The organism is uncultured Senegalimassilia sp. (assembly GCF_934630535.1).
In the GTDB taxonomy this organism is placed as follows: domain Bacteria; phylum Actinomycetota; class Coriobacteriia; order Coriobacteriales; family Eggerthellaceae; genus Senegalimassilia.
On record NZ_CAKTVU010000033.1, the window covers coordinates 1 to 10,930 of the forward strand.

At 58.4% G+C, this 10,930-nt stretch carries 10 protein-coding genes and 1 riboswitch; of the genes, 1 reads left to right on the top strand and 9 read right to left on the bottom strand.

All coding sequences use genetic code 11. The features are described from left to right. The 6 genes from Q0D52_RS09785 to rlmH all read right to left on the bottom strand — a co-directional run. Positions 1–272, bottom strand: a 272-nt coding sequence (locus Q0D52_RS09785; RefSeq protein ID WP_294382545.1) for a hypothetical protein, incomplete at its 3' end; no start/stop codon positions are given. Between the two features lie 169 nt (positions 273–441). Then, entirely contained in the window at positions 442–711 is a 270-nt protein-coding gene (locus Q0D52_RS09790; RefSeq protein WP_294161784.1) for an ACT domain-containing protein, read from the bottom strand. Positions 712–847: 136 nt separating this feature from the next. Next, entirely contained in the window at positions 848–1,645 is a 798-nt protein-coding gene (locus Q0D52_RS09795) for a TSUP family transporter (protein WP_294382548.1), read from the bottom strand. 15 nt (positions 1,646–1,660) lie between these two features. After that, the gene (folE, locus tag Q0D52_RS09800) at positions 1,661–2,242 is read right to left on the bottom strand and encodes a GTP cyclohydrolase I FolE (RefSeq protein ID WP_294382550.1); all 582 of its coding nucleotides are present in this window, start codon (positions 2,240–2,242) and stop codon (positions 1,661–1,663) included. Positions 2,243–2,483: 241 nt separating this feature from the next. Beyond that, positions 2,484–3,428 (bottom strand): exodeoxyribonuclease III, encoded by a 945-nt coding sequence (locus tag Q0D52_RS09805; RefSeq protein WP_366930344.1) that lies wholly within the window; start codon positions 3,426–3,428, stop codon positions 2,484–2,486. Between the two features lie 255 nt (positions 3,429–3,683). Continuing rightward, positions 3,684–4,163: a 23S rRNA (pseudouridine(1915)-N(3))-methyltransferase RlmH gene (gene rlmH / locus Q0D52_RS09810; RefSeq protein WP_294382556.1), complete on the bottom strand. Its 480-nt coding sequence runs from the start codon at positions 4,161–4,163 to the stop codon at positions 3,684–3,686. Between the two features lie 652 nt (positions 4,164–4,815). Then, positions 4,816–4,963, top strand: a riboswitch (glycine riboswitch). A 169-nt stretch (positions 4,964–5,132) separates the two neighbouring features. Here rlmH and Q0D52_RS09815 point away from each other — a divergent pair. Beyond that, positions 5,133–6,707 (top strand): sodium:alanine symporter family protein, encoded by a 1,575-nt coding sequence (locus Q0D52_RS09815; RefSeq protein WP_294382558.1) that lies wholly within the window; start codon positions 5,133–5,135, stop codon positions 6,705–6,707. Positions 6,708–7,091: 384 nt separating this feature from the next. Here the strand turns inward: Q0D52_RS09815 and Q0D52_RS09820 are convergent, their stop codons facing one another. The 3 genes from Q0D52_RS09820 to Q0D52_RS09830 form a co-directional block, all read right to left on the bottom strand. Further along, positions 7,092–7,616: a shikimate kinase gene (locus tag Q0D52_RS09820; protein ID WP_294382561.1), complete on the bottom strand. Its 525-nt coding sequence runs from the start codon at positions 7,614–7,616 to the stop codon at positions 7,092–7,094. Positions 7,617–7,698: 82 nt separating this feature from the next. Beyond that, positions 7,699–8,610, bottom strand: coding sequence for a DMT family transporter (locus tag Q0D52_RS09825; RefSeq protein ID WP_294382564.1), 912 nt, complete (start codon positions 8,608–8,610; stop codon positions 7,699–7,701). Between the two features lie 262 nt (positions 8,611–8,872). Then, on the bottom strand, positions 8,873–10,876 hold the full coding sequence (locus Q0D52_RS09830) for a DUF2207 domain-containing protein (protein ID WP_294382567.1): 2,004 nt from the start codon (positions 10,874–10,876) through the stop codon (positions 8,873–8,875). Between the last annotated feature and the right edge of the window lie 54 nt (positions 10,877–10,930).

The following is a 10,930-nucleotide window of genomic DNA, read 5'->3' on the forward strand; positions in this document are numbered from 1 at the left end:
AACGACTGGAACAGCTCATCGGCCGGCGCAGGGTTATGCGCGTCGAATCGGTTGAACGAGAAGAACACCGGCTGCTCGGCGGCCGGCCCCGTCAGCTCGCACTCGGCCTCGTCCAAGGTCGGCAGCGCGATACAGCGCCCCAAACCCATGAAACGAGTAGGACGATCCTTGCGGTAATACACGAACTGATCGGTGAAGCCCTTCTGCATAAGGCAGAACGCATCGACGATATCGGCATTGAGCGGCTGGGTATACGAATAGATTCGGGTCATTCGACTTCTCCCTGATCGTCTAATGGGTCACGGTTTCTTATTATAGCGGTGCGCAAAAAGGCCCGAAGTCTTCGACTCCGGGCCGTCGTTCGGCGGCTTGTGGAAATGGCGCACTGCGCATTACGCGCCGATGCAGCCGAATTCGCAAGCGATGCGATTCAGGTCGGGCCTAAATCTTGTACATGAACTGGAAAACGTCCTCCCGCTGAATGGTGATCTGCACACCCAGCTCGGAGGCGACGCCCTCGAGCTTCTCCTGGACAACGTTGAAGTCTGCCTTCTCGGTGTCCAGCGTGGTAAGCATGGTCATGGAGAACATGTCACCGAGGATGGTCTGGCTGATGTCATCGATGTTGGCACCGCACTCGGCCAGCGCAACCGAAACAGCTGCAACGATACCGCTGCGATCCTTGCCCAGAACGCTGATAACGCACTTCATGTTCGAATCCTTTCACCCGCGCGACCGACGCGCTCGTTTCAGTATGTTCCCATAGTACCCGATTGTCGCGCGCCTTGTATTTCCAGGCGGTGTTTCACGTGAAACATCCGCAGCCAGCGGCGTGCGGCTTCACGGCCTAGGCGACGAAATCCCAAATAACCTTCGCGAAGAAGATGATCAGGACGACGATGGTGATGGGTCGGGCGACCGCGCCGCCGTTCTTCGAGAAGCTATGGGAGCCCAGGTAGTTGCCGACGATGTTGAATGCGCCCGCCACCAAGCCCAACACCAGCAACACCTGACCGTGCAGAAGGAAGACCACCAGCGCCGTAACGTTGGTGGTGAGGTTGATGGCCTTCGTGATGCCGGCGGCGGACTTGAGCTTCAGATGAGCCACACCGGTGAGCAGCAGCATCAGGAACGTGCCCGTGCCGGGACCGTAGAAGCCATCGTATATGCCCACGCAGAACGCCACCAGAGCGCAAAGCGCCGCGGTGCGTTTCGGCGAAAGCGGCTCTTTGTCCTGCTTTCCGAAGCTCTTCGACCTCATCACGTAGATGGCCGTGATCGGCAGCACCGCCAGCAGGAACACGCGCAGGAACGCATCGCTGGTGATGAGGACCAGGTTCGACCCAATGGATGATCCTGCTACGGCAAGCACCACGCAAACGCCCGCAAGCTTCCATTGGATGTAACCCGATTTCGCATAATGCCAGGTGGCGATGGTGGTGCCCATGGTCGAGCTCATCTTGTTCGTGGCGATGGCGGCGTGCGTTGGCAAGCCAGCGATCATGTAGGCGGGCAGCGAGATCAGCCCGCCGCCGCCCGCAATGGCATCGACATATCCCGCCAGAAACACGAACAAGCACACCAGCAGCATAGCCCCCGGGGCGATGCCGAACAGCTGTTGGCACACGTCGGCAACGGCTTCCATAACCAGGCCTTTGCGTTATCGGGTTTCGCGAAGGATGAGCGACATGGCCTCAGTGCGCGAGGCGCGTGCTGCATCGGTGCTGCCGGCGAACACGCCACGCACCGCGCTGGTGACCGTATGGCTGCCGGGCTTCTTCACGCCGCGCATGCTCATGCACATGTGCTCGGCCTCCAGCACCACCACAACGCCCTGCGGGTTCAGCTGCACGACCAAGGTGTCGGCGATCTGCGAGGTCAAACGCTCCTGCACCTGCGGACGCTTCGCGTAGACTTCGACCAGGCGCGCCAGCTTCGACAAACCGCACACGCGGCCATCCACCGCGGGGATGTAGGCGATATGGGCCTTGCCGAAGAACGGCACCAGGTGATGCTCGCACATGGAGTAGAAGTAGATGTCGCGCACAAGCACCATTTCGCTGCAGTGCTCATCGAACGTGGTGGCGAAATGCACGGCGGGGTCTTCCGTCAGGCCGGAGAACACTTCCTCATACATACGGGCAACGCGCGCAGGCGTTTCCTTCAGCCCTTCGCGGTCAGGATTCTCACCCACGCCCTCTAAAATCATGCGAACGCCGGCTTCGATCTTTGCAGTATCCATACGGTTATTTTCCTTCTAGCAGTGCTGAATACAGGTCCAGCAGCCCGACTTCCAGCTGCCGCAACCCCTCGTTTCGAACCTTAGCATGATACCACGCGCCACCAGCAGCTTCGCCAACCCCATCCCAGACACATCAGGGACGTAGAACTAAGTGTCCGGTTTTGCTGGCTTCTCGGAAGTCGCGTTCTACACGACAACGAGAAAGCTTGACACATAGCGCTACGTCCCCGAAACGTCAGCTTTAACCCAAGTCGAGCTCCAAGCCTACAGGGCAGTGGTCGCTGCCGAGCACCTCGTTGTAGATGCTGGCGGCCTGGATGCGCGGGGCCAAGGCATCGCTGACCAGGAAATAGTCGATGCGCCACCCCGCATTGTTCTTGCGCGCGTTGAAACGATAGCTCCACCAGGAATATGCGCCGACAAGGTCGGGATGCGTGCTGCGGAACGTGTCGGTGAACCCGGCATCGAGCAGCTTGTCGAACTTCCCGCGTTCCTCATCGGAAAAGCCCGCATTCCCGCGATTAGGACCGGGGTTCTTCAGGTCGATCTCGTTGTGCGCCACGTTGAAATCACCGCACATGACCACCGGCTTCGGCTGCGCGGATTCACCGGGCTGCGTCAGCGGAAGCCATTGCGTGGGCAAATGCCCGTCGCCCATAGGGGCAGATTCCGGAACCACATCCGCGCCGTTTTTGCCTTCGCCGCGGCCCGCCTCCGGACGCAGCACCACGTTGCCATCGGCGCCGGCGCGCTCCACCGGAACGCCTGCCGGGAGCACGCCCTCTTCCAAGCCCTTGCAAAAATCGCGGAACGCATCGTCCCATTCCATGCGATGGTCGATGCGCGCCAGCTCGTTTTGCGCGTTCGGCGTGTAGACGCAAACGAACCAATACTCGGGAAACTCGCACGCCACAATGCGGCCCTCGTTATCAAGATGGGAAAACCCCAGGCCATGAAGCACCTGCAGCGGCTCTTCCTTCGTGAACACCGCGGTGCCGGAATAGCCCTTCTTCTCCGCATAGCTCCAAAACTCGCGATATTGCGGCAAATCCAGCGTTGCCTGGCCGGCCTGCAGCTTGGTTTCCTGCAACGCCACCACATCGGCGTCGAACTGGCACACGATATCCTCGAAGCCCTTCTTCAAAACAGCTCGCAAGCCGTTCACATTCCACGAGATCATCCGCATGGAAAACGCCTCCTTCATAGGCAAATTCGTTCCGAAACAGTATAAGAAGCCCGGGAAATGCGGGCAAACGTCTTGCTTCGCACATGGCGGACGAAGGAAACCAGATAACCGCTACCGCCCAAGACGCCGGTGGAAAAACGGAGCTATATTCAACCGCTGTTCAGCCAAGAAGAGCTGCACGCTCTTTCCTAAACTGGACACTTGGCGACACGTCCCCTAAGTGTCCTGGTCAATACCTCGAAACACTGTACAACGTTATTTGTGGTACGGCTCCCCGTGGGAAATTTTCTGCGAGCGATAGAGCTGCTCCAGCAACACCACGCGCGCCAGGTTGTGGGGGAGCGTGATCGGCCCGAACGACAGCAGCTCGTCGGCGCGTTTGCGCACCTCATCGCTCACGCCATCCGAACCGCCGATGACGAACGCGAAGTTGCTCTTCCCTTGCAGCATCAGGTTGTCCAGTCGCTTCGACAACCCCTCGCTCGAGCGCTCCTTGCCGTCGATGGCCAGCAACACCACATGCGTATCCGCGCCAAGTTTCTCGATTTCAACGCAGATAGCAGCGCCCTCTTTATCGCGCGCGCCGTCCACGCCGCCTGCCTTACGCGGGTCGACGTCGGCGATCTCGCGTACCTGGGTTTTCGCATAAGGCTGCAGGCGCTTCAGGTACTCCGCGCAAGCATCAACCCAGAACCGCTCCTTCAACTTTCCAACCGCCACAACCGTGAACTTCACGCGTTCCTCCCAACCCGTTCAAAACGAAGGCAAGACGCCATCTCCAAATGATCCGAAACGATTCTCTCATTCCACAGCCCCAAGCACAACGAACCCGCCGCCACAAGGGCAGCGGGTTCGTCGACGACCGCGATCGGCGCAAGGGGGATGGGGAGGATTTCCAGGGAAGGGACGCCGATCGGGTCCTTGGCAGGGGCTGAACCTGCATCGCCAACGAAACAAGCAGCAACACGACGAGCACCAGGCCTTGCGTAAGCAGCCCATCGTTGCCCTTCGCCGCCGAACATGCAGCGCACCCGGCATGGCGCGGCTCGGAAGGCGAGGCCTCGCCTTCGTGCGCAGCCTTCGCCGACTCTGCATCCGGTTCGCTTTCGGCCGCTTTCACGCCGCTACGGCCGCGCAAGCCGCGCAGCATTCTCCTTATCGAGTATACCGCGCATCACGCCGCCAACATCCCCTTCGATCAAGCGAACGCCCCCTTATTTCGATGACCATTCAGCTTGACTTCACTCCCTTTTTGTCCACTTGCCCAAAAAGTTACACATTCGAAATACTGGGGTGTTTACAAGCCGTTACTCCACTGTTAAAGTTCATGCCACAATTTCATAGCGTCACCCCGTTGATATGTTCTGGATCGCAAGAAACAGGGCAAGCAGGGGCCTCTGGAGAATCCCAACCATGGGTGCCGAAGGGGCAAGGTGAAACGCAGGCCGCAAGACCTAACCGCGAACAGCTTCAGTCAAGCTGCAGTGGCGAACCGTTTCGCTGAAACTCTCAGGCAAAAGGACAGAGAAAAGTCAGTGACTTGTCGCAAACGTGAACGAAACTCAAACTCGGCGTTCACGAGAACTTTTCCCTTCCCTAATTCCATATTCCAGAACCCCATAGCTTTCGCCGAGCTCTCTTTCCGTACATCCTCAGGGTCTCGCAGAGGTTGTATCGGTCAAGAGTTTAAGTTAGGAGTGAGTTGTGGAAGGGTTTTTCGACGTCGTCAACAACGTGATCACCGCTATTGACGACTTTGTATGGGGCGTACCGCTGATGGTGCTCATCCTGTTCGGAGGCATCCTGCTGACGGTGCGTCTGGGCGGTTTGCAGTTCCGTCAGCTGCCGCGCGCTTTGCGCTACATGGTCAAGAACGAAAAGGGCGGCTCCGGCGAAGTCACCAGCTTCGGCGCACTGTGCACCGCGCTTTCAGCAACCATCGGTACTGGCAACATCGTGGGCGTCGCTACCGCTGTTGTGGTCGGCGGCCCTGGTGCCATGTTCTGGATGTGGCTGGCAGCGCTGTTCGGCATGGCTACGAAGTACTCCGAGGGCCTGCTCGCCGTCAAGTTCCGCAGCATCGATGAGAACACCGGCCATGTTCTGGGCGGCCCGTTCTACTACATCGAGCGCGGCATGGGCAAGCGTCTGCCTAAGATCAGCTGGCGTTGGCTCGCCAAGATCTTCGCGTTCTTCGGCATGTGCGTTGGCCTGTTCGGCATCGGTACTTTCACCCAGGTGAACTCCATCAACACCGCCATCACGAACTTCTTCGATCCCGAGAAGTCCTTCACCATCAGCATCCTCGGCATGGATTACTCCATCGCCACCGTTATCGGCGGTATCGTGGTCGCCGTGCTGGTCGGCCTGGTCGTCATCGGCGGCATCAAGCGCATCGCCAGCGTCTCCGAGCGCGTCATCCCCGTCATGGTAGTGCTGTACGTGGGCTTCTCCCTTGTCCTACTGCTCACCAACCTGGATAAGATCCCCGGTGCGTTCGTGGTCATCTTCCGTTCCGCCTTCGGTCTTGATGCTGCTGCCGGCGGTATGCTCGGCGCCATCTTCATCGCAATGCAGAAGGGTATCGCCCGCGGTATCTTCTCCAACGAGGCCGGCCTTGGTTCCGCACCTATCGCCGCTGCTGCCGCTCAGACGAAGGAGCCCGTGCGTCAGGGTCTGGTGTCGATGACCGGCACGTTCCTCGACACCATCGTAGTCTGCACCATGACCGGCCTTACCCTGGTTATGACCGGTGCTTACCTGATCCCGGGCCTCGAGGGCGCTTCCGTCACCACCGCCGCCTTCCAGGCTGGCCTGCCGTTCATTCCTCCCACCGTCGTGTCGTTCGTGCTCATGGCGTGCCTGGCCCTGTTCGGTTTCACCACCATCCTTGGTTGGGACTACTACGGCGAGCGTTGCCTTGAGTACTTCAGCAACGGCAGCATGAAGGCCGTAAAGGTTTACCGCTGGCTCTACATCGCCGCTGTGTTCATCGGCCCTTACATGACCGTTTCCGCCGTTTGGACCATCGCCGACATCTTCAACGCATGCATGGCCGTGCCGAACATGATCGCTTTGATCGTCCTCTCCGGTGTGGTCGTCCGTGAAACGAAGGACTTCTTCAAGCGTCTGAACGACGCTGGCGGCAAGGAAGAGGACATGGTTCCGCACAAGAATCATGACGACGTGCCGCCGATCGATCCCCTTACTGATCGCCTGGGTGCAAAGAACGCCCAGGAGGACCTCGCAGCAGCTGCACAAGGTTTCGCCACCGCATAGCAACTGCTTGCCCCTCATGCTGGCCCCGATGTTTCACGTGAAACATCGGGGCCTTATTTGTTTCTGCGAAGATGTTTCACACGAACTTGCAGCATATTTCAAACCGACTACCTTCAAAACCACAGCAGCAGCGTCATGTCATCCATTCGATGTCCCTCATCGCCTCGTAAACGCCACGAAGCGCCGTTCGGTTTCCTCCTTCCAGCTGAAATGCATCAATGCCCGTCACTAGCCAAGCGCCATATAACGCTTCGCCACCGAACCGCATATCATGGTTTTCCGAGCCCTGCAGCGGCAGCAATGTTCAACTGCTTAACTTACTGCATGCACAAGAAAGGCCACCTTCCGGTGGCCTTTCAATACTCTACTGTTTCACGTGAAACACTACTTCACGCCTTCATGTGCAAGCGCATCTGCAACCTTGCGAGCTGCAGCGGTGATGGACAGGTCGTTCACGTCCACCGTGATGTCGGCGTAGTGCTCATAGAGCGGCAGACGCTCGTCGTACAACTCCTTGAGGCTCATACCGATACCGCCCTTCAACACGACGCCGCGCTCCTGCAGGTCGCTCAGACGGTGCACCAGCTGATCGTAGGAGATCTTGAGGTACACAACCGTACCGATCTCTGCCAGATGCTTCATAGCCTCATCGGAGTACACGGCGGAACCGCCCGTAGCGATAACGCTGTTCTCCGCGTCGATCTTGCTGAGAATCTCGTTCTCAACCTCGATGAAACCCTCGGGACCGCATGCGTCGATGATCTTCTGCAGCGTCTTGTCGCACTGGTTCTGAATGACGATGTCGGCGTCGATGAAGTCCTTCGTCATGATTTTCGCCAACACGATACCCAGCGTGGATTTACCCGAGCCGGGCATGCCGATAAGAACAACGTTGTTCTTCTCCGCCATGGTAAGCCCTCCTTGATCGGTCATGTACGTTCGAATTGTATCATGCCTGCTCATGCGTCATGACAACGGTAACAAGCTGTTCTTATACGGTCTCTCCAACGGCCTCATCAGGCTTCTTGCGCTTCAAAGGAAACGTCTCGCTGATGATGATGGCCACGAAGATCAACGAGAAACCGACCAGCAAACGGAGGCTCAGCTGCTCGCCGTACAGCAGCACGCTGAACAGCACGCCGAACACAGATTCCAGGCTCAAGAACAGCGATGCCTGGGCCGGAGGAATATGCGCAAGCGAGACGTTCTGGATGCCGAACGCCACAATAGAAGCGAAGATGGCCAGGAACAGCAACTGACCGATAATATCGGGCGTGAAAGCAGCGAATCCTGGGAAGGTTTCAAACGCCGCTCCCGACAGCAGGCCCATGCATCCCTCGGCAACGAACTGCACTGCTGTAAGCGCCAGCACGTCGTGGAAACGGGAGAACTTCGAAACCAGCACCATATGCACGGCGAACATGACCGCGCACACCAGCGTCATAACCTCACCAAAGCCCATGGTCATGCCGCCCGACTGGACCGACACCAGCCAAATGCCCACCAAGGCAAGCACGGCAGCACCGATATTGAACACCGTCGGACGCCTGTGAGCGATGATCCACCACAAGAAGGGGACGATCACGCAATACGTCGCCGTAAGAAACGCGTTGATGCCTGGAGTGGTGTGCTCCAAACCAACGGTTTGCGTCCAGAATGCCAGATAATCGGCCAAGCCGAGGGCGGTGCCGGCAAGCACCATCTTGCCGCTGAAGGCCTTACGGACGCGCTTCCAAAGGATAGCGGTCAGCACAATGCCTGCGAACAGAAAGCGGAAGCCCAGCAACCATGCTGGCGGAATGACCGCTACCACATCCTTCATGGACACGAAGCTGTAGCCCCAGATGATGGTCGCCACAACGATAGCAACCTTGTACGCCCAAGAGGGCAGTTCCTTCTTCATGTAACTTTCCCTTTACCCCCGATTGCAACCCATAACCGGGCGCAATAAAGAAACGCCGATCTGCAGCCGCATAAGGCGACGCAGATCGGCGTTTCGCACTCAACGTGATTCGCTCTAAACGACGCGTCCGCTATCTTAGCAGACCAGCATCATCGAATAGCCGGACGGCCCGGACTCGGCGGCAAGCAAGCTGACGTAACCGACCGAAAGTCTAAACGTCAGTCTTTTGCGCCGTTGGCAATGCACGGAAGCTCAGCCAAGCCTAACGGGCTCCGCCACCGCCGCCGCCGAAGCCTCCGCCGCCACCGCTGGAGAATCCGCCGCCGCTTCCGCTGCCGCTGGATTCGGCCTGTATAGCCTCGTGAGCGGTTTTCACGGCCTGGTTGAACGACGAGGAGAGGAAGCTTCCCACATCGGGCATCCCGGCGCTCGCACCGGTCTCGTAGGAGGTATACCAGCCCCACCAGGGCACGTAGGTGTCTCCATACGTGTGATCGACCGTGAACAACTGGGGCTGCGTCTTGCGAAGCTGCTCGATGGCCTGCTTCGCAACGCCGAACAGATACGCGTACACCATGAACTCGCCCCACACCTTCACATCGGTGGGCGGACGCTCCTCAAGCGAGCTGAAGTCGCGCAGCCAATTGCGCAACGCCTTGCAGTGCGCAACCAGGTTGTTGCCATCGACGCTGCGTCGCGTCATATTGTTCCCGATGAAAGCCAGCGCCAAAACGGTGGGGATACCGCATATCACGGGCAGCATGTTATCGGTTATGAACCAAATCACCATTGCCACCGCAATCAATATGACAGCGAGCGCCCACGTCCAGGCGCGCAGATTATTACCCTTCTCCTCGAAGAACCCGTGCTTGTCCGTCTCCGCGGTCAGCACATCTTGCCAGTGTTTCACGGCGTTCACCAGCCGCTCAGGATGATCATCGCCGTATTTCTTGATGCTGCCGAACCACAGCGAGTTCTGGCCTGCCGCTACCTTGTCGAACAGCAGCTCGAACGTTGCCTTGTCGATCGGGTCGCTTATGGCATCGACCTCCACCATCTTCGTGATATAGAAGTCGTTGACCGTTTTCATGCCGCCATGCTTCGTCGGCGCCATATACGAACCGGAATCGATGCGAACGGCACCCGTTTGCGCCAGATGCATAATAGTTGCCGTAAGATCGTCTGTGCTCGTCCTGTCCCAACGCCACAAGCGGCCGATAACGGCCGGATGCAAACCCTTTCGCGGCACATCGCGCCAGTATTGCTCCGTAAAGTCAGGCTTATGCTCCTTGCCATGACGGAAGAACATGACAATAGCCCAGATCAATGCCGCAACGCACACGGCAACGCACGCCACGGAGAACGCCAAGGACATCATGCGCTTGCTGTTCGCCGTATCAGCCCAGGCCTTCTCCTCCTTCAGCACCGTATCCAGGCGCTGCTCGCCGGCATGCAGGCGCTGCGTGCTCAGCGACACGTTCGTCAGCCATTTAGAGGGGATGCAAACGCGCATCTCGGCATATTCGCCGGTTTCCACACGGGGAACCGTGCATGTGACCGAGCCGTCGGCGTTAATGGAAACGTTGCCGCTCAGCGGACCATGGCCCCATGCGCGCACGTTCTCACCAGGATCCACCGTGACGCCCTGGGGAAGGGGAAGCTGAAGCGTGGCCGTCACGTTCTCGGAAGCAGCCGACCACTCGGAGCCCAGATACTGCCAATACACCTCGGAGACGTCATCGTACACCTGGGCCATATTGGTGATGGTGTAATCAAGCTCTACAACCACACGCTCAGGATGAGAGCCGAAGAACACATACACCGTGTTCTTCGGGCTGTCCAGGGAATAGGAGTTCCGCCCCGGGCCGCCTTTCTCGCGCCACTTCAGCTCGAACGGCACCTCGGGCAGCGCCGACATCGACCCTTCAGCGGAGCCGGAATCATCGACGCCCATCATGCGAACACCGTTCACGGAGAATTCCGCGTTCGTAGGCAGCAGGTTTAACGACCACCAAATAGCGGAATACGAGCCGTTGAAATCGAACGTGCGCTGTTCCACCACGTGAAGCGTTCCATCGGTTTCCAGCTGAGCCTGAATGTTCACTTGCGGCATGGTGTACGACTTCGCATAGGCTTTGCCCGGCAAAGCCGCTAACGCACATTCGCAAGCAACGACCACTAGCACAGCCGCGATCATCCATGCAACGCGACAACGCGCTTCCTCCCGCTGGCTGCCTGAGAATTGAGGTGTCCTTGTGTATTGCATCGAGAATGCTCCTTGCAAGTTTCCGACAGTCAAGGTATTATATCTACCCGCACC

Coding starts and splice junctions, on each gene's coding strand:
- Q0D52_RS09790 (WP_294161784.1), bottom strand. CDS start 711: ATGAAGTGCGTTATCAGCGTTCTGGGCAAGGATCGCAGCGGTATCGTT.
- Q0D52_RS09795 (WP_294382548.1), bottom strand. CDS start 1,645: ATGGAAGCCGTTGCCGACGTGTGCCAACAGCTGTTCGGCATCGCCCCG.
- Q0D52_RS09805 (WP_366930344.1), bottom strand. CDS start 3,428: ATGCGGATGATCTCGTGGAATGTGAACGGCTTGCGAGCTGTTTTGAAG.
- Q0D52_RS09820 (WP_294382561.1), bottom strand. CDS start 7,616: ATGGCGGAGAAGAACAACGTTGTTCTTATCGGCATGCCCGGCTCGGGT.
- folE (WP_294382550.1), bottom strand. CDS start 2,242: ATGGATACTGCAAAGATCGAAGCCGGCGTTCGCATGATTTTAGAGGGC.
- Q0D52_RS09830 (WP_294382567.1), bottom strand. CDS start 10,876: ATGCAATACACAAGGACACCTCAATTCTCAGGCAGCCAGCGGGAGGAA.
- Q0D52_RS09825 (WP_294382564.1), bottom strand. CDS start 8,610: ATGAAGAAGGAACTGCCCTCTTGGGCGTACAAGGTTGCTATCGTTGTG.